The sequence below is a fragment of the Streptomyces sp. MMG1121 genome (assembly GCF_001280015.1).
Classification (GTDB): Bacteria; Actinomycetota; Actinomycetes; order Streptomycetales; family Streptomycetaceae; genus Streptomyces.
The window spans coordinates 186,670-208,898 of sequence record NZ_LGDV01000085.1 but is presented as its reverse complement, the minus strand read 5'-3'; the positions used below and the strand labels follow the sequence as shown (position 1 = coordinate 208,898).

Sequence of the window (22,229 nt, the reverse complement as noted above, 5' to 3'; positions counted from 1 at the left end):
CAGGGCCCCCGGCCGGCATCAGCGCCGGCCGGGGGCCCTGCTGTGTTACGGGGCCCGTACGGGGCTCAACTCAGGGTGAGGTCGTCGGCGTAGACGTCGGACTGGCCGTACCAGCCGTGGACGTAGACGGTGACGGTTCCACTGCTGCCGGTCGTGAAGCCGACCGACTGCTGGTTCCAGGTCGAGCTGTTGGACCAGGTGCTGGCGGTGGCGCCGCCGCTGACGCCGAGGTAGGCGTAGGGGCCCTGGACCCAACTGGTCAGTGTGTAGCTGTGGTTGGGGGACAGGGTGACGGTCTGGTCGCACTCGCCCGTGCCGGCGGCGCTGGGGGTGATCTGAAGGCTGTGGCTGCCGGAGTGGACCGGGCTGGAGACGACCGCGCTGCCGTCCGTGCAGGTCCAGGGGCCGAGGCTGCCGGTCTCGAAGCCCGCGTTGGTCAGCGAACCGCCGCCTCCGCCCCCGCCGCCGCCCGACGTGACGGTCAGCGTGTAGGTCGCGCTGTGGCTGCCGCCGGCGGCACTGCCGGTGACGGTGATGGGGTAGCTGCCCGCGGCGACGGACGAGCCGACCGTCGCCGTGAGCGTCGAGGTGCCGCCCGAGGAGACGGAGCCGGGGCTGAAGGAGACGCTGACACCGGAGGGCGCGCCGGAGGCGGACAGGGTGACTGATTCGGCGCTGCCGGAGGTGACGGCGGTGTCGACGGTCGCGGTGGCGGAGCCGCCCTGGGCGACCGAGGCGGAACCCGGGGACAGGGAGAGCGAGAAGTCGCTGCTCGTGCCTCCGCCCCCGCCGCCCTCGTACGGCACGAAGGCGTCCGTGAAGGCGAGGCTGTTCTGGCTGATCTCGCTGCATGTGGGCAGGGAGTTGGCGCTTCCGCCGCACGGCTGGTCCCGGGTGACCGCCCAGAACGCGAGGCGTCCGACACCGTTCTGCGCGGCGAAGTTCTCCACGGTCTGGGCGTCCGCCAGGGTGAACGTGGAGCCGTCGTCGTTCTTGCCGATCATCGGGGTGATCCCGAGATTGGCGTAGGTGTAACCGGAGTCGACGGACTGCATCTGCGCCAGCGTGGCCTTGGCGGCGTCGACGGCTCCCTGGCCCATCTCGGTGCCGGTGCCCGCGTAGTAGTCCATGGCCATGATGTTGACCACGTCGATCTTGATGCCGGCGTTCTTGGCGGCCTTGAGGATGTTGACGCCGTCGCCCGTGAGCCCGCTCGTCAGCACCGGCAGGGTCATGGAGAACTGCAGGCCGGGGTTGGCGGCCTTGAGGTCCTTCATCGCCTGCATCTGCCGGGCCGCCGCAGCGGTGTCCGCGACGGCGGCGCCCTCGACGTCGAAGTCGAGCTGGGTGACGCCGTAGTCGTTGATGATGGCCTGGTAACCGGCGTCGATGCTGCTCTGCGTGGAGCACGTCCAGGCGAGCGGTTCGCCGCTCGCGCCGCCGGAGGAGATGATGACGGAGGCGCCCTCGGACTTGGCCTTGGCGATCTCGGGGTCGGTGAAGGAGTCGTTGCCGACGGGGAGGGTGTCGCCCCAGATCTGGTTGCAGCCTTCACCGAGCACGAAGGCCGCGGTGTAGGCCTTGAGGTGGTGTCCGGTGACGGCGGTGTCGAGCAGGCCTTCCTGACCGTTCGACATATCGACATAGGGGGCTACGGAGTAGACGCTGCCCGCCGCGGCACCGGCGGTGGGAGCCGCCGCGACGGCCACGCCGGTGGCGGCGAGCGCGAACGCGCAGGCGGAAGCCGCGAGTTGTAGAGGTCTTGCCAGGTGCATGACATTGCCCCTTTCGGGGATGCCCCTCGGGCGTTGGGTGATGGGGTGGCGTCGTACCGGGCCGACGTTGGTACATACCAAACAGCGCGTGGGGCGGTGCGTCAAGAGGACTAGACCAAATTTGAACCATCCGGAGTTCCGATGCCTGGTGCCTTTGGCGGGGCCCCGGGGCAGACCACCCGGAGCCTGCGGACCCGTCCGTCGCGGCGGAACACGAGTCAGGCCGGCGTCGGCGGGCAGGGGTTGGGGATGCCGGCCGGCCCGCCCGGTCTCCGCCGGCCACACCTGCGAGATCTCCGGGGCGGGGAGCGGGCCGGTCGGGCGACGCCGCGCAGTTCATCCCCGTCATGGAAAGGGAACGTGTCGGCGTCGCCCGCCACCGCGGCCCGATGTTCCCGCACCGGGCCGGTCGTCAGGCGCGGCAGTGCAGCATCTCGAACGCCGGGTTGGCCCGGTAGTCCGCCCAGAACTCGTCACCGTACGCGGCGATCCCGGCGGGCGACACCTCGGTCGGCACCCACGTGATCTCACTGAACCCGACCTTGGCCAGGCACGTCTCGAAGACCTCGCGGCGTGCCAGACCGGCCGTGAACGAGATCGGCGCCCCCTCCAGCAACGCGGTGATCTTCACCCGGGGCCCGATGCCGCACTCTTCGCCCGTCAGCTCGGTGAGGAACCCGTACGGGCGCGGCGACGGCCCGGAGAAGTCGTACTCCGGCGTCTGGTGGAGCATGAAGAACCGGCCGCCGCTCTTCAGGTTCTCGTGCACCCTGCGACACAGCCGCTCGAATTCGGTGACGGTCTCCGCGTAGTTGAGCAGCATCACCGCGGTCGCCACGTCGAATCGCTCCTGCGCCGGCGACAGATCGGCCACATCGCCGACCTCGTAGCGCACGCCCAGCGGGTCCGCCCGCTCGATACCTTCCGCGGCGCGGACCATCTCGCCGGAGATGTCGACGCCGAGCACGTCCGTCGCTCCGCGCCGCTTCAGCTCACGGCTGTAGAAGCCGGTACCGCAGGCCAGGTCGATGACGTTCTTGCCGGTGACGTCCCCGACCATGCCAAGGAAGCTGGGCGCTTCCACGTACTGGGCCAGCGGCAGGGCCTTGAAGCCCTCGAACGCCTCACCGATCTCGTCGTACGTCTCCTGTGTGCTCACCGCGCACTCCTCCCGTCGTGGTGTCCGCGCCCTGGACACCTGGCAGTCTCTCCACCCCCGGGAGCGGGCCCGTACTGGCGGAAGCTACGAAGAATCAGGTGGCCGGGTCGGTGGTCACACGAACGCGGGGGCGGGGCGCTCCCGCACCAGGGCTACTGCGAACCTGCCGAGCTGTGGGTGTCGAGGTCCGCGAAGAAGCGGTGAACGACGTCGCTGTCACGGGCGACACCGTCGATCGGCTCACCCAGCATCCGTCCACCCAGTTCGGTGGCCAACACGACGACGCTTTCCCGGAGTTCCGCCGCCGCGACAACCCGGTCGGCCGCGAGCCGTGCCTGGGACTGCGCGATCATCGTCTCGCGTTCCCGCTGGGCCTCGGCGCGGAGACCGGCGATCAGCAGCGTGCCCTGCTCGAAGGCCTCCTGGCGTACGCGAGCCGCCTCGTGCCGGGCTTCGGCCAGCTCCTCGCGGTATTGGGCCAGGACTTCATGGGCTTCGCGCGTCATCCGCTCGGCCTGGTCCCTCTGGCCCTCGATGGCCTCGTGTCGTTCGGCGAGGGCCTTGTCGATGCGCGGCAGAAGGATCTTGGCCATGGAAACGAAGATCACGGCGAAGGTCACTATGCACACGAGTGTCTCTGGAAACCGTGGTGTCAGAATGCCCATGCCAGAATCCTAGGGATTGACCGAAGCTTTGCGGATTTTTTCAGGTAAGAGTCTGCTCCGAACTCGGGCCCGGCTTCGGCTGCTTGAGACGAAGCACGGTGGCGTCCGGTACGTGATCACGCGGCGCGGCTCGCCGCCCCACTGCGACGCGGTGCGGACGTGGGCAGCCATGAACGGTAGCGGCGCAGGGCCCGCCGCTGGACCAGTTGGTCGGACACGAGGGCGCAGGCGGGCCGGGTGCCGACGGCGGGTTCCTGGCCGCGGGCCATCCGGCGCAGCTGGTGCCGGACCAGTGCCATGCCGGCCGCCGATGCGAGGATCTTGTCCGACCAGTTCACCGGCCGCAACTGCCCGTCCGCTTCCCGGCCTTGGCGCCAGCGGCCGGGGAGATCCGGAGTCACCGCGAGGGCCGTGCCCACGCCGATCAGTGCGACGCCACCGGCGAGGACCCTCTCGGCGGTGTCCCGTCGCGCGATCCCGCCCGTCAGCATCAGCGGGACCGGGCTGGTGGTGACCAAGTCCGCCGCCATGTCCAGGAAGTAGGCCTCGCGGGCCCGGGTGCGCGCGTCCGCGGCGCGGCCCGACATCGCCGGACTCTCGTAGCTTCCGCCCGACAGCTCCACCAGGTCGACGCCGAGTGGCTCCAGCATCGCGATCACCCGCCGGGCGTCATCGACGTCGAACCCGCCGCGCTGGAAATCGGCGGAGTTGAGCTTCACGGCGACCGCGAACGACGGGGACACGGCGGTCCGGACCGCCCGTACGACGTCCAAGAGCATCCGGGCCCGCTTCTCCAGCGACCCGCCCCAGGCGTCGGTGCGCCGGTTGACCAGCGGGGACAGGAACTGCGACAGCAGGTAGCCGTGGGCGGCGTGGATCTCCACGCCGTCGAATCCCGCCTGTTCGGCTCGCACGGCCGTCGTCCGGAACCGTGCCACGGTGGCCTCGATCTGCTCCGGCGTCATGGCGGTGGGCCGCCCGAACCGGCGGCTGTGCCTGCCCACCTCGACCCCGACGGCCGAGGGCCCCCATACGACGCCGGGCATCGAGGCCTCCACCTGGCGGCCGGGATGGTTGATCTGCATCCACATCGCCGCCCCGCCGGCCTGGCCGGCCCTGGCCCACTCGGCGAAGGGCCTCAGCGGGGAGGACTCGTCGAGCACCACGCCGCCGGGGCCGGTCAGCGCCTCGGTGTGCACCATCACGTTGCCGGTGATCAGCAGCCCCGCGCCGCCGGCGCCCCAGCGCCGGTAGAGCGAGTGCAGCCGCTCGTCCGGCAGCTGACCGGTACCGGCCAGCCCTTCCTCCATGGCCGCTTTCGCGATCCGGTTGCTCAACACCGCCCCGGATCGCAGGTGCAGGGGGGAGAACAAGGCGTGCGACATCGCGGGACCTCCTCATGGCCGGATATGATGTGTGCACCGCTCACATTAGGGCGGCAATGTAAGCAGCGTCAACTTTCCTGGGGCGGCCATGCCGAAGTCGAATGCCTCGTACCACCACGGCGACCTGCGCGCCGCATGCCTGCGAGCGGCACGGGAGCTGCTCGAGGAGAACGGCAGCTCCGGGCTGTCGCTGCGGGCCGTGGCGCGGCGAGCCGGTGTCTCCGCGACCGCTCCCTATCGCCACTACGCGGACCGGGACGCGCTGGTCTCCTCCGTCGCCGCCGAGGGCTATCGCGAACTCGCCGCGGAACTGGCCGCGGCACACCCCTCGCCCCCGACACCCGACGACCTGGCCGCCGTGGCCGTCGCCTACGTCCGGTTCGCCCTCGACCACCCGGCCCTGTTCCGGGTGATGTTCGCCGAGCCCTGCGACCCGGAGGACGGTGACCGGGCCGAGGCGACCGCCGCCATCTCCGAGTACGTCATCACCCTGGTCCGGCACGCCTTTCCCGGCGCCGACCCGCACGCCCTGTCGACCGGAGTGTGGGCCCTGGTCCACGGTCTGGCCTTCCTGCACCTCGACGGCAAACTCGACACCTCCACCCCCGAGGCGGTCGCCCACCAGGTCCAAGCCACCGTCCAGGCACTGCTCACCGCCTTCGCGGCCGACGGAGCGGAGGCGTAGCGGCGCGAAACGCCGGCCTCCCTCGGCGATCGACCCGGGTCACGAGGCACGCCGGACGCCGTACGCGACCATGCGGTGGATGCCGGCCCAGCCGCAGCTCACGGCAGCGACGGCCGGACTCGTCGAGCTTGCTGACGAGGCCCGCGAGGCGTCAGGACCGCCGCGCCGCTTGCTCCCGCCGGTACGCGGCCAGCAGGAACAGCCAGATCTCGCTGACGGTGGGGAACGGGGCGATCGCGTGCCGGAGCCGCTTGAGCGGGACCTCGCCCGCGACGGCGATCGTCGCGGAGTGCAGGAGTTCGCCGACGCCGGGGCCGACGAAGGTCACGCCGAGCAGCACCTCCCGGTCCGCGTCGACCACCAGCCGGGCATGGCCCTGGTAGCCGTCGGCGTAGAGGTTGGCGCCCTGGGCCGCGTTGAAGTCGAGGTCGACGGTCCTGATCCGGTGACCCGCGGCGGTCGCCTGTTCGGCGGTCAGGCCCACCGCGCCCGCCTCGGGGTCGGTGAAGAAGACCTGGGGTACGGCGTGCTGGTCGGCGGTGGTCGCGTGGTCGCCCCACGGGCCGTCGTCCAGTGGGCGTCCGGCGGCGCGCGCGCCGATCGCGTCTCCGGCGGTGCGGCCCTGGTACTTGCCCTGATGGGTGAGCAGGGCGCGGTGGTTGACGTCGCCGAGGGCGTACAGCCACTCGCCGTCGACGCCCGACACCAGGCAGGTGGTGTCCACGTCCAGCCAGGAGCCGGGCGTGAGCCCGACCGTGTCCAGTCCGATGTCCCCGGTGGCGGGGGCGCGGCCGGTGGCGAACAGCACCTCGTCGGCCTCCAGCTCGCTGCCGTCGTCGAGGGTGAGCGTGACGGGGCCGGTGGCGTCGGGGCGGCGCAGGGCCGTCACCCGCACACCGATCCGGACGTCCGCGCCCGCGTCCCGCAGCCCCTGGGCGACCAGCTCTCCGGCGAAGGGTTCCATCCTGGGCAGCAGACGGCGCCGGGCGAGCAGCGTGACCCGGGAGCCGAGGCCCTGCCACAGGGTGGCCATCTCGACGCCGACTCCGCCGCCACCGACGACGGCGAGCCGGGCGGGCACGGTGCTGGAGTCGGTGCCGTGCCGGTTCGTCCACGGCCGGGCCTCCTCGATGCCCGGGATGTCGGGCAGTACCGGTGTGCTGCCCGTCGCGACGGCCACCGCGTGCCGGGCCGCCAGGGTCCGCCGTGCGCCGTCGTCCCCGGTGACGGTGACCCGGCGGGGCCCGTCGAGGCGGCCGTGGCCGCGGAACAGGTCGGCGCCGATGGACTTCACCCCGCGGGCCTGCCCCGAGTCGTCCCAGTCGGTGACATAACGGTTGCGGCGGGAGAAGACTCCCTCGGTCTCGATCGGGCCGGTGACGGCCTGGCGGGCACCGTCCACCCGGCGGGCGTCGGCTACCGCGATGACCGGCCGCAGCAGCGCCTTGCTGGGAACGCAGGCCCAGTAGGAGCACTCGCCGCCGACGAGCTCCCGTTCCACGACGGCCACGGAGAGGCCGGCCGCGCGGGCCCGCTCGGCGACGTTCTGCCCGACCGGGCCGGCGCCCAGCACGATCACGTCGTAGGCATCGGTTTCCTGGGTTTCGCGAGCTTCGCTCATGGTGTCCTCGCATCACGATCGGTGCTGTGAGCCGTTCAAGGGATCGCATCCGTGCGCCGTACGGGTCATGTAACCCCAACGTGCACGCGGTTCCTCGCTCCCCGGCCATAGGCCCCAGTAAGGGTGGCCATAAGTACCGCCTTTGGCCGGTCCGGAATCCCCGCACGGCTTCGGAGGTTCGGACTCCCGTCCCCTCACTCGTCGATACGAAGGACAGCTCTCATGGGTTCTCTTGATCTGGCCGGGCGCGTGGCTCTGGTGACCGGAGCGACCAGTGGCATCGGCGCGGCGACGGCCGAGCTGCTCGCCGAGCGCGGCGCGCATGTGCTGGTCGCCGGGCGCGACGCGGCCCGCGGCGGGACCGTCGTCTCCTGCATCCGGGAGCGCGGCGGCAAGGCCGACTTCCTCGCCGCCGAACTGGCGGACGCCGAGTCGGCGCGGCGGCTGGCCCAGCAGGCCACCGAGCTGGGCGGCGGCCGCGTGGACATCCTGGTCAACAGCGCGGGCATCTTCCCGTTCGGCCCGACGGCACAGGCGTCGTCCGCCGACGTGGACCTCGTCTACGACCTGAACGTGAAGGCGCCGTTCCACCTGGTGGCCCGGCTGGCCCCGGCGATGGCCGGGCGCGGGTCCGGCGCGATCGTCAACGTCAGCACCATGGTCGCCGAGTACGGCGTCGCCGGGATGGCGCTGTACGGCTCCAGCAAGGCGGCGCTGAACCTGCTGACCAAGGCATGGGCCGCCGAGTTCGGCCCGCACGGGGTGCGGGTCAACGCCGTGGAGCCCGGCCCGACCCGTACGGCAGGCACAGCCGCCATGGGCGAGGACCTCCGGGCGCTCGCCGCGCAGGCACCCGCCGGACGGCCCGCCGAGGCCCGGGAGATCGCCGAGGCGATCGCCTATCTGGCCGGCGACGGGGCGAGCTTCGTACAGGGTGCCGTCCTGCCCGTCGACGGAGGTCGTACGGCCGTCTGACCCGCCCGGCACTACCGCGGGCCGGGGGGACCGGATCAGCCGCTCACCGACCGGTCGAGCGCGGCGATGAACCGCCCGAGGTCGCGGCGGCGCGAGTCGGCCGGCCACACCGCCCAGGTGCGCCGCACCAACGGCTGCCCGACCAGCGGCGACCACGTCACATGGTCGGGCAGGGGCTGCTGCCAGTCGGGCGGAGCCAGCGTGAACGCCCGCCCGGAGGCGACCGCTGCCCGTTTCACGTCCGCGATCAGCGTCTGCCCCTGCGGGGGCTCCGGACCCAGGTCCAGGCCGTGCCCGCGCAGGATCGCGGTCAGCTCGTCGTACCAGGCGGGACTGCCGGCGCGCGGGAATCCGACCCACTGCAGGCCGGCCAGCGCGTCGAGTGCGATGCCGTCCGGTCCGGCGAGTTCGGCGGCCTGCTCCGTGGCCAGCAGCACGCCCAGCTTCTCCCGTACGACGAGCAGCGCGTCGAACTCCGGACTCGAGGGCCGCTCCCGCAGAAGGCCCACGTCCAGCTCGCCGGCCCGCAGCGCCGCCAGCTGTTCGGCCGAGGACAGGTGCCGGGCCTGCACACGGGTGTCCGGGTACGCCTCGGAGAGGTCGGCCAGCGCCGGATCCAGCAGACCCGGGGGCAGTTCGAGCGGGATCCCGATCCGCAGCGCCCCGCTGCCCGGGCCGGTGTAGCGGGCCATCGCGCGCACGGCTTGGTCATGCCGGGCGAGGACCGCGCGCGCCTCCGCGAGCAGGGTGGCGCCCGCCTCCGTGGCCCGCGCCCCTGAGTGGCCGCGCACCAGCAGCTTCACTCCGAGCTGCCGTTCGAGTCCGCTGACCGTCTGGGACAGGGCCGGCTGACTCATGTGCAGCCGCCGTGCCGCGGCGGACAGCCCGCCCTCCTCCACCACGGCGACGAACGCCCGCAACTCCCGCAGCTCCATGCCCCCATGCCATCACGCCCCCCGAAGCGTGTCACGCACGCCCCGACGGCCCCCGACGGCACGGCGTCGTCGAAGACCCTGGACCGCTTCGCCCGCCCTGAGCGGGCCACCCCTCGCCGAGCCGCACGGCAACCGCCGCCGGTCAGTCCTTCTCCAGCAGATCCAGGTCCGGCGGGACCAGCGTCGCCGATTCCACCAGGTCCTTGAGCAGGTTGCACTGTCGTCCGCGGTACGCCGACTCGCCGTGCCGTCGGCTGACCCGCAGGTCGTCCATGCCGAGGCCCAGATCGACGTCGGGCTCCTCACCACGGCCGAAGGACACGGTCAGGCCGGGCCGCGGCGCCACCTTGATGCAGCGGGTGACCCGTACGGGCGTGCAGGGTGCCGGGACCGGTCGGGGCGACACCGCGTGCCAGGCTGTCGCAGAAGTGCATCGCCGGTCTCCTCGGATGGTGACGCCACGGCCTGTTTCCCGGTGGAACGAGTAGGTCCGGCCCTGGTGCGCTCTTGTGTTCGGGACCCGTCCCGACGGTGTGCCCCGACAACGACCGTGGAACGGAAACACCGTGACAGACCCGTGCGGCACGGGCGCGGGGCACAGGACGAGGAGCAGGTCGATGGGTGCGCACCGGAGCGTCGTGGCCGTGCTGGGGTGGGGTATGACGGTGGCCCTCGCGGGCTGCGGATCGGGGGCCGGCGTGACCGGAACGGGAGGTGGCGCCCTGGGGGAGGGGACCGGGTCGCCGTCCTCGTCGGCGGTTTCCCCGCCCGCCTCTCCGTCCGTGTCCGCTCCTGTCCCGGTATCCGGCGCCGGGAGAGGGGAGCACGGCACCGACGTCGGTGCCTGCTTCGACGGGCGCTGCCGGATTCTCGTGACGAGGCAGCCGACGCGCATCGCGGTCGACAGCCGGTTCGGCGTGGGCTCGCTGGAGGTCACGGGCATCACGGCACGCTCGGTGGTCGTACAGGCCTCCGGCACCGGCACGTTCCTGGCCTCGTCGGTCAGCGAGGGAAGCATCGGCCGTGTGAACGGACTGGGCTTCCGGGTGGAAAGGGTCCGTGACGGGCACGCCGTACTGGACTTCTTCCCGAAGGAGTAGCCGCTGCGGAACGGGAACATCAGGGTCCGGTAATTCCCCCTCATCTCAACGGAGTTGACCTGCCCCGCGCGAGCCGGTAGCCCGCGGCTCCGCCACGCCCTCGCGCAGCGCGCACACGGTCTTGCCGTCGAGGTGCGGCAGCAGCACCCGGCGCCCGTCACGGTCGCAGAGCAGAACGTGTTCGGCGATCACCCCGGAGTCCGTCACGGCGTACCGGTCGGAGTGGATCTCGATGGCCTGGATGTCCGGCCACGCCGTGTAGCCCCACCTTGGGCACGGCCGGGCCGCCCACGCACCCCGAAGGGGCCCGGTACTCGGGGAGGCGTACGTCCTCGTCGATGTCCAGGGCCGCGGGCCCCGGTGGTCAGCCGCACCGGGGCCCGCTGGGCGTCAGGCGTGGTGCAGGAGCGCGCGCAGCTCGGTGGTGTCGATGACGTGGGCCCGGGACGGGAAGAGCTGTTCGACGAGCACCCGGTGGATCTCGGGGTCGAAGTCGGCGACGCCGTCGGAGAGGACGTAGATGCGGTAGTCGCGGTCGGCTGCGTCGTTGAGGGTGGACAGGACGACACCGCTGGTGCTGATCCCGGCGAGGACCAGGGTGTCGATGCCCCGGTCGCTCAACTGCTCGTGGAGATCGGTGGTGGAGCCCGCGCCGATGCGGACCTTCCGTACGACGACGTCGCCGTCCTCGGGCGTGATCCGTTCATCGATCCGGGCGGTGGCGTCCTCGTGGTGGAACTGCTTCGCCGCGGCGATCCCGCTGAAGGTCTTGTTGGTCTCGGGGATGGCCGTCCAGTCGTCCTCGGTGAAGGCGACGCGGACGTAGCCGATGGTGCCGCCGGCGGAGCGGACGTCGGCGATGGCTCCCCTGACGCGCTCGACGAGCGCGTCGGAGTCGGGCATGCGGGCGATGATCCCGTTCTGGAAGTCCATGGCCAGCAGGGCGGTCCGCTCGGGGGAGATCGGGGGGAGGGCGGAGGTGCTCACTCGGGATTCTCCTTGGTGGGGTTCTCGGTGGTTCGCGGGGTGTCGGGGGTTCCGGTGGGCCGGTCGGTGCCGCGGCCCATCAGCCGGCGGTCGAGGACGGTCAACAGCAGGGCCGCGAGGCCCGCCACGACCAGGACGAGGCCGAGGGTGTGCAGGCCGTGGTCGCTCGCCCCGTCGTGGAAGACGATGCCGCCGATCACGGCGGAGGTGATGGTTCCGAGGTATCCGAAGGTCCTGAACAGGCCGGAGGCGGTGCCGATCTGGTCGGCCGGGGCGGTGAGGTAGAGGGCGGTCTGGTTGCCGACCGTCGTGGCGGCCGAGGTGACGCCGAAGACCAGCGAGACCAGCACGATGGCGATCGCCGGGCTGTGCGAGGTGAGCAGCAGGACGCCGAGCGAGCCGAGCAGCATGGAGACCGCCGAGGCGATCAGCGGTCCGCGCATCAGGTTGCGCCGTGCGAGCGGCCGGGACAGCAGCGCGGAGACGGCGCCCATCGGCAGCAGCAGGAGTCCCGCCGTGACGGTGGACATCCCGTGCGCGGCCTCCATCCATTGGGTCATGCCGTACATCACGGAGTAGACGCCGAGCAGGGTGAGCGCCTGGCGCAGATAGGTCCGGGTGAGGGCGCCGTTGGCGGCGAGACCGCGCAGGTCGAAGAAGGGCGCGGTCCTGCGCAGCTCCCATACGGCCGTAGGCACGGTGAGCACGACGAAGACGGCGAGCGCGGACCACTCGACCCGCGGAAGGCGCATCAGGAAGATGACCAGCGCGCTCAGCGATCCGGCGAAGCCGAGGATGCCGGGCAGATCGATCCGGGCGGCCACCTGCCGCGGGCCGCTGTCGCGGCGGTCGAGCGCGGGATCCGCGGGCAGCCAGCGCACGGCCATCACCATGGCGATGGCGGTGACGGGGATGTTGATCAGGAAGGCCCAGCGCCAGCCCGCGGCGCCGACCAGCAGCCCGCCGATCGGCGGGCCGATGGCCGCGGTGGCCATGCCCGCGATCGCGATGCCGCCGAGCACCCCGCCCGGCGGACCGCTCAGCCCGGCCCGCTCGGCACGGCGTCGGATCAGCACCATGGCGCAGGGGAAGGCGGCCGAGGTGCCGATGCCGATCAGGACCCGCGCGACGGTCAGGGCCGCCAGATTCCTGCCGAGCCCGCCGACCAGGCCGCCGAGCAGCACCAGCACGATGCCGGAGAGGAAGATCCGGCGCGCGCCGAGCACCTCGGCCAGTTTTCCTGCCGTGGGCTGTGCGACAGCGCTGGCCAGGTAGAGCGAGGAGACGAGGACGGCGGTGCTGCCGACCGAGACGTGCAGGTCGGCGGCGATGGGGACCAGGGCGGTCGCGATGATCGCGCTGTTGACCGGATTGAGACTGGAGCCCACGTAGAGCGGGGTGGTGAACGTCCACGCGAAGGGCCTGTCCGTGAGGGTGCGCGCCGGGGCGTCGGCCTCGGTGGTGCCGGTGCTCATGTGGTGCCGTCGCTGAGGTCGGTCCCGGCGAGCCGCTCCAGCAGCTCGATGGCCTTCTCCAGGTCCTTGCGTTCGTCCGGGGCGACGAGCTGGTCGATGGCGCGGGCCAGGAAGGCGGCGCGGCCCGCGAGGAGCCTTTCGACCAGTTCGGTCGCGGAGGGATCGGCGCTGATCAGCTTCCGGCGGCCGTCCTGCGGGTCGGGCTCGCTGTGGATCAGCCCGGCGGCCTTGAGCACCGCGAGGCTCTGCGCGATGGACTGCGGGCTGACGTGCTCCAGCGTGGCGAGCCGGGCCGCGGTGACCGGACCCTCCCGTACGACGCTCGCCAGCACGCCGAGCTGCGTGAGGGTCAGGCCTATCGCATGCTGCCCCGATTCCGCGCGCAGGCGTGCGCGCAGCCGCTTGATCGCGTCGTTGAGTCGCTGCGCGGTCGCAGCGGACTGCTGCGGCCTGGGGTTCGTGGTCATGACCCCAGCCTAGAACTCGACAAGCAACTTTGCCAAGTTACTTGTTGAATTTCTCGTCAGGGCCGGCAGGGCCGACCGTCGGAGAATGCCGGCGATCATCATTAGGGGGCGCGGCGCGATCAGACCGACGCGGGCGAAGGCGTCGAACGTGGCGAGGTGACCGACGCTGGACCAGGTCAGCGCCCAGGCCCAGTGCGGAGGCCCAGTGCGGATGCCCGGCGCGCGGCGTGCAGCAGCACTCCCGCACTTCTACGAGGGCCGACGGGGTCTCGCGCACCTGACGACCGCCGGTCATCGCGGTGGGGGGGCGTCGTCCCGCCGCCAGGGCAGGGGGGCGGGGATCGCGCGTGGTCGTGCGGCAGGCATGATCATCGTGTGGAGAAGACGTGGCGGGGGAGGGCGGCGCGGTGGGCGATCGCTCTGGTGTGGTTCTACGAGGGGTTCTGGTGCAAGATCTGGCCGGGACGGGCCGATCAACGGGAGATCGTGGGTGACGTACCGTTCCTGCCGCACTGGACGGTGACGGGCGCGCTCGCCGGCATCGGCCTGGCGGAGATCGCGATCGGTGTGTGGGTGCTGAGCGGCCTGCGGGCCCGGTCGGCCGCGCTCGTGCAGACCGTGCTCGTCGTGGCGTTCAACTTCGGCGGTCTGCTCTTCAGCCCCGGCCGGATCACCGAGCCGGGGCGGCTGCTGACGCAGAACCTGGCCTTCCTGGCGCTGGTCTGGCTGGTGACATGGACGGCGGACGCGTGACCGGGACACCGTGGGCGCACGGCCGACTGCTCGGCGGTTTCGGCGGACCGCGCCTGCTCTTCGGGCGGATGTACGAGGACTGGGGCGTCGAACTGGCTGCGTTCCCGCCGCCGGGCGCACGCGTGCTGTGCATCGCCTCGGCGGGGGACACGACGGCGGCCCTCGCCGCGGCGGGGTACGACGTGACGGCTGTGGACGTCAATCCGGTGCAGCTCAGGTACGCGCGCGAGCGGCTCGCCGGCGGAGCGACCCGGGAGGGATCCGCCGAGTCGGTCATGCGCCTGGGCCGGGCCACCGCGGCACGCCTGCTGCCCGCGTGGCGGTGGACGGAGCTGCGTGACTTCCTCACACTCGACGATCCGGTGGAGCAAGCCCGCCGCTGGCGCGAGGAGTTGGACAGCCCGGGCCTGCGGCGGCTGATGCGGGTCGCGCTGCGGCCCGGCGGAGCCCTGGCGGTGGCGCTGCGGCCGTCCTTCGCCGGTGTCGTCCCCGCGCGTTTCGACGAGGTGCTGCGCCGGCGCCTCGAACGGACCGTGTCCACACACCCGAACGCGCACAACCCATGGCTGTGGCGGCTGCTGGCGGGCGCGGAACCGCCGGGCACCCCGGCGCCGTGGGCACCCGGCGTCCGCCTGGTCGAGGGTGACGTGGTGCGGGTGCTGAAGGCGGCACCGTGCGCCGGCTATGACGCGGTGACGCTCTCGAACGTGCTGGACGGTCCGGGCCCCGACTTCGCCCGCCGGCTGCGGGCAGCCGTACGGCACGCGGTGCGCCCCGGCGGTGTGGTGGTGCTGCGCAGCGCCCGGGAACCGGGACCGCACGGGCCCGGCTGGGCGGCACACGACCGCTCGGTGTTGTGGGGCGTGGTACGCGTGGTGCGCATGGGCGGCACCGACCCGGACCGGAGAATCGAGCCGTGAGGCATCTGCTGCAACGTCATCCCGTCGCGATCCGCACGCACTTCGCCCACTCCCTGGTGCTGACCTACGCGCTGCCCGCCGAGGCGCTGCGCCCGCTGGTCCCACCGGGCATGGAACTGGAGACGTACGGGGAGCACGGGTTCGTGGCGGTCGCGCTGGTGGACACCCGCGCCCTGCGCCCCGCCGTGCTGCCCGCCCGGCTCGGGGCGGACCATCTGCTGACCGGTTACCGCGTCTTCACCCGTTTCCGCACTCCGGGCGGCCGCGTCATGCGCGGACTGCGCATCCTGCGCAGCGACACCGACCGCAGGCTGATGATGTGCGCAGGCAATCTGCTGACCCGCTACAACTACCGCCTGGCCAGGATCGGTGCCCGCGTCGAGGGCGACTCGCTGGAGTTCCGCGTGGACAGCCGCGACGGCCGCGCGGACCTCGATGTGCGGGCGGATCTCGGCAGCGCCCCGGCACCGCTGCCCGCGGGCAGCCCCTTCGCGGACGCCCGCGCCGCCCGCCGCTTCGCCGGGCCGCTCCCGTACACCTTCGAGTACGAGCCGCAGACCCGGTCGGTGATCGTGATCAAGGCGTTCCGCGCGCACTGGGACCCGCAGCCGGTCTCGGTCGACGTCCGCCGCCTGACCTTCTTCGACCACGGCCCGCTGGCCGGCACACGACCGGTCCTCGCCAACGCCTTCCACGTCGCCGACCTGGCGTACGGCTGGGAGCGAGGCGTGCGCCGCAGCGAGAGCGGGAGCGTGCGGTGATCCGCAGATCGGGAGTCCGGGACGTCATCGCGTACAACTGGCCGCGGTACGCCGCCGGTCTGGCCACCGCCGCCGCCTGTGCCGTACTCGCCCGACGGCTGCCGTACCCGCTGCGCACCATCGCCCGCGCGGGCTCGGCAACCGCGATCGGTCTGCTCGCTTCCGCCACGGCCGCCAGCTGGTTCGTCTACGACCGCTCGGAGCTGTACGACTACGACTGGCTGGACCCGCTGCTGCCGCAAGCACCCTCCACGCACCTGGTGGTGGCCACCGGACTCGACGAGGCGAGCGCCGCGCTGGCCGTCCGCTGGCCCGCCTCCCGGCAGACCACCGTCGACCTCTACGACCCGGCCGTGATGACCGAGGGATCGGTGCGCCGTGCCCGGCGCCGGGTGCCTCAGCCGCCGCAGGCCCTGCCCGGCCGGCCGGATGCCCTTCCCGTGCCGTCGGGCCTGGCGGACGCCGTCTTCCTGGTCTTCGCCGCCCACGAACTGCGCAGGGCGGGGGACAGGGAGCGGCTGTTCGGGGAATGCGCCCGAGCGCTGCGCCCCGGCGGGCGGCTGGTCCTGGTGGAACACCTCAGGGACGGCCCGAACACGGCCGTCTTCGGGCCGGGCGCCTGGCACTTCCTGCCCCGCTCGGAGTGGCTGCGGCTCGCCGCGCACGCCGGGCTGCGTCCGACGGCCGAGCGCCGGATCGCCGCACTGGTCACGGCGTTCGCCTTCACCAGGGGCGCCGCATGACCCAACTGCTCGCGCTCACCGCGCAGTTGCGCCTGGTCGGAGTGGCCCTCATCGGTATGGGCCTGCTGCATGCGGTGCTGCCCCGCATCCTGGGCTGGCCGGGCGACCTCGGCGGGACCAGCCTGCTGACCCGGCAGGTGTCGTACGCGCACCTGTTCTTCATCGGGCTCACCTGTGTCCTGCTCGGCGTGCTGCCGCTGGCGTTCGCCCGGGAACTGCTGAGCGGTGATCCCCTGCCGACCGTGCTGCTGTGCGGGCAGACACTGTTCTGGGGCGTGCGCTGGGTGATGGAGTTCGCCTACTTCTCGCCGCGTCTGTGGCGGGGCCATCGGTTGCGGACGGCGGGACATGTCGCCCTGTCCGTGCTGTGGACGTGGGTGACGGCGGTGTTCGCCGTGGCGACGCTGCACGCGGCGGCCTGAGCCAGGGCGGTCTCCGTCTTACGGTGGGGGTATGGGCGGCGGCACGGTGACGCTGTTCCTGTGCGGTGACGTGATGCTCGGGCGCGGCGTCGACCAGATCCTCCCGCACCCCGGGAACCCGGAGCTGCGCGAGGGCTACGTCACGGACGCCCGGTCGTACGTCGAGCTGGCCGAGGCGGTCAGCGGCCCGATCCCCGCCCCGGTGGAACCGGCCTGGCCGTGGGGCGAGGCGCTCCGGGTGCTGGAGCGGTTCGCCCCTGACGCCCGGATCGTGAATCTGGAAACGGCTGTCACGGACAGTGACGAATTCGCGCCCGGCAAGGCGGTCCACTACCGCATGCACCCGGCCAACCTGCCCGCCCTGACCGTGGCCCGGCCCGACGTGTGCGTCCTGGCCAACAACCATGTGCTGGACTTCGGCCGACCTGGCCTGGCGGAAACGCTGGAGGCGCTGGACGCGGCGGGGACGCGGACGGTGGGTGCCGGGCGCGACGCCGACGAGGCCCACGCGCCCGTGACAGTCCCCCTCGGGTCCGGCCGCCGCGTACTGGTCCTCGCCCTCGGCGCGCTGTCCAGCGGCATCCCGCCCGACTGGGCCGCGACCGAGGACCGGCCCGGCGTCGCTTGCCTGCGGGAGCCGTCGGCCGTGACCGCGACGCGGCTGGCGGCGCGGGTGCGAGGGGCGAGGCGGCCCGGCGACATCGTCGTCGTGTCGGTCCACTGGGGCTCCAACTGGGGCTATCTCGTCCCCCGCGACCAGAAGCGCTTCGCCCATGCCCTGATCGACGGCGGCGTCGACATCGTCCACGGGCACTCCTCGCACCACCCCCGCTCCGCCGAGGTGTACCGGGGCCGGCTGATCCTCTACGGCTGCGGCGACTTCATCGACGACTACGAGGGCATCTCGGGCTACGAGCAGTACCGCGACGACCTCCGACTGGGCTATCTCGTCTCCGTGGACGCGGACACCGGGTGCCTGACCGGCGTGCGGCTGTTCCCCTTCCGGGCGCGGCGGATGCGGCTGGAGCGTGCAGGGGACGAGGACCGTGCCTGGCTGCGCGCGACCCTCGCCCGGATCAGTCACGGCGTCCGCGTCGGCCTGGAGCCCGACGGCACGCTCAGCCTCGTACCAGGACCGGGGACGGTCCGGTGAGCGGCTCCGCCGCGTCCGGTTCCTACTCCGCCGAGGCCTCGCGCAGACACTCCTCGCACCACCGGCGGACCGTGTCGGCGACCTGCTCCAGGGCGCCGGGTTCCTCGAACAGGTGGGTGGCTCCCGGGACCACCCGCAGGGAAGCGGCGGACCCGAGCCGCCGTGCGGCCTCCTCGTTGAGCCGCAGCACCTCGTGGTCCTGACCGCCGACGACCAGCAGGACGGGTGCGCGTACGGCGGGCAGCGCGTCGCCCGCCAGATCGGGCCGCCCGCCCCGGGAGACCACGGTCAGGACGCGCGCGGGGCGCTCGGCGGCGGCCCGGAGGGCGGCGGCGGCGCCGGTACTGGCGCCGAAGAGGACGACGGGCAGGTCACGGGTGCCGGGCTGGGTGCCGAGCCACTCCATGGCGGCCACGAGGCGGCGCCCCAGCAACGCGATGTCGAAGCGGTGCTCGCCGGTCACGATGTCCCGGCGCTCCTCCGCCTCGGTCAGCAGGTCGATCAGCAAGGTGGCCAACCCGGCCTCCCGCAGCGCGGCGGCGACCGCCCGGTTGCGCGGACTGTGCCGGGAACTGCCGCTGCCGTGTGCGAACAGCACCACCGCCCGTGCGGACTCCGGCACCACCAGATCACCAGGGAGCGCGGCGCCGGCGGCGGGCACCACGACCGTCTCGGACATCATGGTCATCGACTTCCCCGGAGGACCGCGAAGATCCTCGGTCGTTTGTCACTGCCTTCTGCATATGTCACCTACCCCGGTGCGCGTCCGGCTACCGATTGAAAGCCCAACAGGACATCGCCATGCGCCGGGTGCACGCTGGCTGAGGATGGAGGGAACAGCGATGACGACTGCGAAAGACATCATGCACCCGGGTGCCCAGTGGATACCCCGGTACGAGACGCTGGACCGCGCGGCACAGCTGATGCGGGACCACGGAGTGGGCGCGCTCCCGGTCAGTGACCCCGACAACGGTGACCGTATGTGCGGCATCATCACCGACCGCGACATCGTGGTGAAGTGTGTCGCCTCCGGTCACGACCCCGCGCGGGTGACCTGCGGCGACATCTGCGAGGGCACACCGCGCTGGGTCGACGCCGCCTCCGACATCTCCGATGCCCTGCGAGAGATGCAGGGCCGCCAGATCAAGCGCCTTCCGGTGGTCGAGAACAAGCGCGTGATCGGCATGATCAGCGAGGCCGACATAGCCCGGCACCTCAACGACAACCAACTCGTGGAGTTCGTACAGCGGGTGTACGCGTAGCTCGCCCGCCTGTGATAAGCCTGCCCTGAGGCGCCTCATACCCCTCACCCCGGCCCCCGGCCCGCGCCGGGGGCCGGTCGTTGTCTGCACGGACACACGGATATACGGATCCACGGATACACGGACCGAAAGAGGGCCGCACCGCATGACCTCCCGAACCGATCGCACCGACCTGCCCCGGGCGGTGTGCGTCATGGATCCCGCCATCGTCGATCAGGTGCTGCCCGGAGAACTGCGCGAACGGCTCGCCACGCTGGTCCAGTTCGCCCCGGGCCACCCGTCCTCGCGAGCGGCGTTCCCCGCCGGGCTGGCCGAGGCGGAGATCCTCATCAGCGGCTGGGGCTGCCCTCGCCTCACCCCCGACGTGTTGGCCCGTGCACCCCGGCTGCGCGCCGTGATGCACGCCGCCGGCAGCGTCAAGTCGCTGGTGAGCGAGGCGGTGTGGGAACGCGGGATCGTCGTGTCGTCGGCCGCCGATGCGAACGCCGGCCCGGTCGTCTCCTACACGCTGGCCCTCGTCACACTCGCCGCGCGGCGCACCCTGACCATGGCGGCCGGCTGCGGCGACGGCTGGTCGGCCGTCGCGAGCCGCCGGGGCGCCGACGGGAGCACGGTGGGGATCGTGGGCGCCTCCCGCATCGGGCGCGGCGTGCTGGCCGGGCTGAGCCGCTCCGACGCCGGTCACCGGCTGCTGCTGAGCGATCCGTACGTGTCGCACGAGGAGGCACGCCGGCTGGGCGCCGAGCGGGTCGAACTCGCCGAGCTGTGCCGTCGGTCGGACGTGGTGAGCGTCCACGCGCCGCTCCTGCCGGAGACGACCGGCCTGCTGGACGCCGGGATGCTCCGGCTCATCCCGGACGGTGGTGTGCTGATCAACACGGCCCGGGGTGCCATCGTCGACACCGAAGCCCTGACCCGCGAGTGCGCCTCCGGTCGTCTGGAGGCGTACCTCGACGTGACGGACCCCGAACCGCTGCCGCCCGGCCATCCCTTGCTGTCCCTGCCGAACGTGCTGGTCACCCCGCACATCGCCGGCGCCCAGGGCAGTGAGGTGCGCCGGCTCGGGGCGTACGCGGTCGAGGAGATCGCGCGCTGGACGGCGGGCGAGCCACTGCTCGGCGCGGTCAGCCGCGAGTCCCTGTCCCAGCTGGCCTGACAACCTACGAGGGCGCCCGGGCCACCGGCCTGACCCGCGCCGCCCTGCACGCGACCGCCGCGGGGGCACCCGTGTATCCCCGCATCGGTTTCAGGCCCAACTCGCCCATGGGCTTCTACGGCCTGAAGGGGTGACCTCACCGACCGCGTGAAACGGACACGAGTTCCGGTCCGTTCAGCCGCCACCGCGCACCGTGTCGGCGAACACCGCCGGATCCCGGGGCAGTTCGTCCCCGCGCCACGCGACATGGCCGTCCGGACGGACCAGGACGAAGGACCGTTCGTAGAGCCGGGCGACCTCCCCACCGGCCCCGGCGCGAACCGCGAGCGGTACTCCCCGATCGGCGAACGCACGCTCCACTGAAGGAAGTTGGGCGCTCTCGGTGAAGCACAGCAGGACGAATCCGTGGCCGAACAGGTCGAGCGTGGACGTGCCGGCGTCCCACCACGCGTGCGCGGCGCGGTAGCCCGGCTCGCTGCCGGGGCGCCAGCCGGCGTCCGGCTTTCCGTGACGTACCGGCACCCGGGGGTCCTCGATGACGGCCGGGGAGCGGTAGCGGAGGCCGAAGTGGATCTCCGGGGCGTCGAACTCGCGCTGTGCACCGCTGCTTTCGAGCACCTTGGACATCTTCAGGCGGGCCCGCTCGCCCTCGGGCCCGTCCAGGTGGATCTCGGGGGGAACCTGCCTGCGCATGGTGCGTTGCAGGTTGAGGTTGGCTTCCTGGAGGCTCTCCACGGCGATCGGCCGGCGCTCGGTGTCGTAGGTGTCGAGGAGCAGGTGCCCGGCCCAGCCGTTCAGTGCGGCGGCGAGTTTCCAGCCCAGGTCGGCCGCGTCGCCGATGCCGGTGTTCAGTCCGAAGCCGCCGGAGGGTGACAGCGTGTGCGCGGCGTCTCCGGCGAGGAAGACGCGACCGGACCGGTACCGGTCGGCGACGCGGTGGGTCAGCTGCCATGCGCCGTCGCCCAGCAGTTCCACCGGTGTGTCGACGGCGAGGGCGGCGCCGATCAGGGACAGCGGGTCGGCCCGGTCGGGCGTGTCGTCGTCCCCGGCCACCACCAGGTTGTACAGGTCACGGCCGTTCAGCGAGCGCATGGGGAAGCGCAGTGTGGACGACAGCATGAGGAAGTAGACAAGGGCGGCACGGTCACCGAGCCGCTCGTTGAGTTCGGGGGCGCGGAAGAGGATGTTGCGGAAGACCTGCGTGCGGTGGCGTGCCGGCGCGTCGATGCCGCAGGCCTGGCGGATGGGGGAGGAGGCGCCGTCGCAGGCGACCAGGAAGCGTGCCCGGACGGTGCCGGTCGTGCCGGTGGCGTGGTCGGTGAGGTCGGCCGCGACGTGCTCGTCGGTCTGCCGTACCCGCTCGACGGTGGTACGGAGCCGCAGCGGACCGTCCGGGTGGACGCCCACCGCCTGGATCAGTACCGGGTTCAGCCAGTGCGCCGGGCACATCTGGTCGGGCTCGGGAGTGTGCGCGAAGGCCGGGCGGTCACCGGCGGTGCCCCGGCGGTAGCGGTGGACCTCGTGGCCGCCGACCCTGGTGACCCAGGCGATGTCCAGGGAGTGGTCGGACGGCCAGCCGGCACCGCGGACGGCGTCCGCGACACCCCAGCGCCGGAACAGCTCCATCGAGCGCGGACCGATCGTGCTCACCTTGGGATGCCGGACCTGTCCGTCGCCGGCGTCGGCGACGACGCAGTCGATCCCGCGGTAGGTCAGGTCGAGCGCCAACGCCATTCCGACGGGGCCGCCGCCCACGATCAGCACGTCGGTCCACTCGTCGGAACGCGTCATTCGTCCTCGCCTCTCGTTGGTGGTTCCGTTCCGGTGGCG

Annotated in this window: 24 protein-coding genes and 1 pseudogene; 12 read left to right on the top strand and 13 right to left on the bottom strand. The window is 72.3% G+C overall.

From position 1 onward, the window contains the following. Positions 1–65: 65 nt before the first annotated feature. The 4 genes from ADK64_RS09480 to ADK64_RS09465 all read right to left on the bottom strand — a co-directional run bounded on the left by ADK64_RS09480 (position 66) and on the right by ADK64_RS09465 (position 4,984). A complete protein-coding gene (locus ADK64_RS09480; protein WP_053657003.1) occupies positions 66–1,775 on the bottom strand; it encodes a carbohydrate binding domain-containing protein in 1,710 nt (569 codons plus the stop codon). Between the two features lie 412 nt (positions 1,776–2,187). Continuing rightward, positions 2,188–2,934 carry a class I SAM-dependent methyltransferase gene (locus ADK64_RS09475; RefSeq protein ID WP_053657000.1) on the bottom strand — a complete coding sequence of 249 codons (747 nt, stop codon included), beginning with the start codon at positions 2,932–2,934 and terminating at the stop codon, positions 2,188–2,190. Between the two features lie 152 nt (positions 2,935–3,086). Next, positions 3,087–3,554: a F0F1 ATP synthase subunit B gene (locus ADK64_RS09470; protein WP_234384508.1), complete on the bottom strand. Its 468-nt coding sequence runs from the start codon at positions 3,552–3,554 to the stop codon at positions 3,087–3,089. A gap of 161 nt (positions 3,555–3,715) precedes the next feature. Then, a complete protein-coding gene (locus ADK64_RS09465) occupies positions 3,716–4,984 on the bottom strand; it encodes an NADH:flavin oxidoreductase/NADH oxidase family protein (protein ID WP_053656996.1) in 1,269 nt (422 codons plus the stop codon). A gap of 88 nt (positions 4,985–5,072) precedes the next feature. Between ADK64_RS09465 and ADK64_RS09460 the strand changes: the two genes are divergently transcribed. Then, positions 5,073–5,669, top strand: coding sequence for a TetR/AcrR family transcriptional regulator (locus tag ADK64_RS09460; protein WP_053656994.1), 597 nt, complete (start codon positions 5,073–5,075; stop codon positions 5,667–5,669). 151 nt (positions 5,670–5,820) lie between these two features. Here the strand turns inward: ADK64_RS09460 and ADK64_RS09455 are convergent, their stop codons facing one another. Then, positions 5,821–7,290: a dihydrolipoyl dehydrogenase family protein gene (locus tag ADK64_RS09455; protein WP_053656992.1), complete on the bottom strand. Its 1,470-nt coding sequence runs from the start codon at positions 7,288–7,290 to the stop codon at positions 5,821–5,823. A 222-nt stretch (positions 7,291–7,512) separates the two neighbouring features. On the opposite strand from ADK64_RS09455, the gene ADK64_RS09450 reads away from it, so the two are divergent. Next, positions 7,513–8,265: an SDR family NAD(P)-dependent oxidoreductase gene (locus tag ADK64_RS09450; RefSeq protein ID WP_107092946.1), complete on the top strand. Its 753-nt coding sequence runs from the start codon at positions 7,513–7,515 to the stop codon at positions 8,263–8,265. 35 nt (positions 8,266–8,300) lie between these two features. Here the strand turns inward: ADK64_RS09450 and ADK64_RS09445 are convergent, their stop codons facing one another. Together ADK64_RS09445 and ADK64_RS09440 are read right to left on the bottom strand one after the other, a co-directional pair. Further along, positions 8,301–9,200, bottom strand: a complete 900-nt coding sequence (locus ADK64_RS09445) for a LysR family transcriptional regulator (RefSeq protein ID WP_053656991.1) — start codon at positions 9,198–9,200, stop codon at positions 8,301–8,303. Positions 9,201–9,342: 142 nt separating this feature from the next. Next, positions 9,343–9,606, bottom strand: a complete 264-nt coding sequence (locus ADK64_RS09440) for a hypothetical protein (RefSeq protein ID WP_053656989.1) — start codon at positions 9,604–9,606, stop codon at positions 9,343–9,345. A 466-nt stretch (positions 9,607–10,072) separates the two neighbouring features. On the opposite strand from ADK64_RS09440, the gene ADK64_RS09435 reads away from it, so the two are divergent. Beyond that, positions 10,073–10,300, top strand: coding sequence for a hypothetical protein (locus ADK64_RS09435; protein ID WP_053656987.1), 228 nt, complete (start codon positions 10,073–10,075; stop codon positions 10,298–10,300). 45 nt (positions 10,301–10,345) lie between these two features. Here ADK64_RS09435 and ADK64_RS45830 read toward each other — a convergent pair whose 3' ends face one another. From ADK64_RS45830 to ADK64_RS09420, 4 genes are all read right to left on the bottom strand, one after another. Beyond that, the gene (locus ADK64_RS45830) at positions 10,346–10,507 is read right to left on the bottom strand and encodes a hypothetical protein (protein ID WP_159046204.1); all 162 of its coding nucleotides are present in this window, start codon (positions 10,505–10,507) and stop codon (positions 10,346–10,348) included. A gap of 183 nt (positions 10,508–10,690) precedes the next feature. Beyond that, positions 10,691–11,287: a cysteine hydrolase family protein gene (locus tag ADK64_RS09430; protein ID WP_053656986.1), complete on the bottom strand. Its 597-nt coding sequence runs from the start codon at positions 11,285–11,287 to the stop codon at positions 10,691–10,693. Then, positions 11,284–12,762 (bottom strand): MFS transporter, encoded by a 1,479-nt coding sequence (locus ADK64_RS09425; RefSeq protein ID WP_053656984.1) that lies wholly within the window; start codon positions 12,760–12,762, stop codon positions 11,284–11,286. Before ADK64_RS09425 ends, ADK64_RS09430 begins: the two co-directional genes overlap by 4 nt. After that, positions 12,759–13,229: a MarR family winged helix-turn-helix transcriptional regulator gene (locus tag ADK64_RS09420; RefSeq protein WP_053656982.1), complete on the bottom strand. Its 471-nt coding sequence runs from the start codon at positions 13,227–13,229 to the stop codon at positions 12,759–12,761. The genes ADK64_RS09425 and ADK64_RS09420 overlap by 4 nt, the downstream gene beginning before the upstream one ends. 375 nt (positions 13,230–13,604) lie before the next feature. On the opposite strand from ADK64_RS09420, the gene ADK64_RS09415 reads away from it, so the two are divergent. The 6 genes from ADK64_RS09415 to ADK64_RS09390 are packed head-to-tail and all read left to right on the top strand — an operon-like array spanning position 13,605 to position 17,981. Continuing rightward, the gene (locus tag ADK64_RS09415) at positions 13,605–13,982 is read left to right on the top strand and encodes a DoxX-like family protein (RefSeq protein WP_053656979.1); all 378 of its coding nucleotides are present in this window, start codon (positions 13,605–13,607) and stop codon (positions 13,980–13,982) included. Next, on the top strand, positions 13,979–14,902 hold the full coding sequence (locus ADK64_RS09410) for a hypothetical protein (protein ID WP_053657134.1): 924 nt from the start codon (positions 13,979–13,981) through the stop codon (positions 14,900–14,902). Before ADK64_RS09415 ends, ADK64_RS09410 begins: the two co-directional genes overlap by 4 nt. After that, the gene (locus ADK64_RS09405; protein ID WP_199829548.1) at positions 14,899–15,663 is read left to right on the top strand and encodes a DUF2071 domain-containing protein; all 765 of its coding nucleotides are present in this window, start codon (positions 14,899–14,901) and stop codon (positions 15,661–15,663) included. The genes ADK64_RS09410 and ADK64_RS09405 overlap by 4 nt, the downstream gene beginning before the upstream one ends. Next, entirely contained in the window at positions 15,660–16,406 is a 747-nt protein-coding gene (locus ADK64_RS09400; protein ID WP_199829547.1) for a class I SAM-dependent methyltransferase, read from the top strand. The genes ADK64_RS09405 and ADK64_RS09400 overlap by 4 nt, the downstream gene beginning before the upstream one ends. Further along, a complete protein-coding gene (locus tag ADK64_RS09395; RefSeq protein ID WP_053656977.1) occupies positions 16,403–16,828 on the top strand; it encodes a hypothetical protein in 426 nt (141 codons plus the stop codon). Before ADK64_RS09400 ends, ADK64_RS09395 begins: the two co-directional genes overlap by 4 nt. 31 nt (positions 16,829–16,859) lie before the next feature. Further along, positions 16,860–17,981 (top strand): CapA family protein, encoded by a 1,122-nt coding sequence (locus ADK64_RS09390; protein WP_053656975.1) that lies wholly within the window; start codon positions 16,860–16,862, stop codon positions 17,979–17,981. Between the two features lie 22 nt (positions 17,982–18,003). On the opposite strand, the gene ADK64_RS09385 is transcribed toward ADK64_RS09390, so the two are convergent. Further along, entirely contained in the window at positions 18,004–18,663 is a 660-nt protein-coding gene (locus ADK64_RS09385) for a dienelactone hydrolase family protein (RefSeq protein WP_053657128.1), read from the bottom strand. A gap of 160 nt (positions 18,664–18,823) precedes the next feature. Between ADK64_RS09385 and ADK64_RS09380 the strand changes: the two genes are divergently transcribed. The 3 genes and pseudogenes from ADK64_RS09380 to ADK64_RS47065 form a co-directional block, all read left to right on the top strand. Beyond that, positions 18,824–19,243: a CBS domain-containing protein gene (locus ADK64_RS09380; protein ID WP_053656973.1), complete on the top strand. Its 420-nt coding sequence runs from the start codon at positions 18,824–18,826 to the stop codon at positions 19,241–19,243. Between the two features lie 145 nt (positions 19,244–19,388). Then, positions 19,389–20,399: a hydroxyacid dehydrogenase gene (locus tag ADK64_RS09375; protein ID WP_053656971.1), complete on the top strand. Its 1,011-nt coding sequence runs from the start codon at positions 19,389–19,391 to the stop codon at positions 20,397–20,399. Positions 20,400–20,404: 5 nt separating this feature from the next. Continuing rightward, a pseudogene (locus ADK64_RS47065) lies at positions 20,405–20,533 on the top strand (GNAT family N-acetyltransferase); the annotation flags it as partial. Positions 20,534–20,573: 40 nt separating this feature from the next. Here ADK64_RS47065 and ADK64_RS09370 read toward each other — a convergent pair. Continuing rightward, positions 20,574–22,190 (bottom strand): FAD-dependent monooxygenase, encoded by a 1,617-nt coding sequence (locus tag ADK64_RS09370; RefSeq protein ID WP_053656969.1) that lies wholly within the window; start codon positions 22,188–22,190, stop codon positions 20,574–20,576. Positions 22,191–22,229 lie beyond the last annotated feature (39 nt).

Coding starts and splice junctions, on each gene's coding strand:
- ADK64_RS09480 (WP_053657003.1), bottom strand. CDS start 1,775: ATGCACCTGGCAAGACCTCTACAACTCGCGGCTTCCGCCTGCGCGTTC.
- ADK64_RS09465 (WP_053656996.1), bottom strand. CDS start 4,984: ATGTCGCACGCCTTGTTCTCCCCCCTGCACCTGCGATCCGGGGCGGTG.
- ADK64_RS09460 (WP_053656994.1), top strand. CDS start 5,073: ATGCCGAAGTCGAATGCCTCGTACCACCACGGCGACCTGCGCGCCGCA.
- ADK64_RS09455 (WP_053656992.1), bottom strand. CDS start 7,290: ATGAGCGAAGCTCGCGAAACCCAGGAAACCGATGCCTACGACGTGATC.
- ADK64_RS09450 (WP_107092946.1), top strand. CDS start 7,513: ATGGGTTCTCTTGATCTGGCCGGGCGCGTGGCTCTGGTGACCGGAGCG.
- ADK64_RS09445 (WP_053656991.1), bottom strand. CDS start 9,200: ATGGAGCTGCGGGAGTTGCGGGCGTTCGTCGCCGTGGTGGAGGAGGGC.
- ADK64_RS09425 (WP_053656984.1), bottom strand. CDS start 12,762: ATGAGCACCGGCACCACCGAGGCCGACGCCCCGGCGCGCACCCTCACG.
- ADK64_RS09420 (WP_053656982.1), bottom strand. CDS start 13,229: ATGACCACGAACCCCAGGCCGCAGCAGTCCGCTGCGACCGCGCAGCGA.
- ADK64_RS09395 (WP_053656977.1), top strand. CDS start 16,403: ATGACCCAACTGCTCGCGCTCACCGCGCAGTTGCGCCTGGTCGGAGTG.
- ADK64_RS09390 (WP_053656975.1), top strand. CDS start 16,860: ATGGGCGGCGGCACGGTGACGCTGTTCCTGTGCGGTGACGTGATGCTC.
- ADK64_RS09385 (WP_053657128.1), bottom strand. CDS start 18,663: ATGATGTCCGAGACGGTCGTGGTGCCCGCCGCCGGCGCCGCGCTCCCT.
- ADK64_RS09380 (WP_053656973.1), top strand. CDS start 18,824: ATGACGACTGCGAAAGACATCATGCACCCGGGTGCCCAGTGGATACCC.
- ADK64_RS09375 (WP_053656971.1), top strand. CDS start 19,389: ATGACCTCCCGAACCGATCGCACCGACCTGCCCCGGGCGGTGTGCGTC.
- ADK64_RS09370 (WP_053656969.1), bottom strand. CDS start 22,190: ATGACGCGTTCCGACGAGTGGACCGACGTGCTGATCGTGGGCGGCGGC.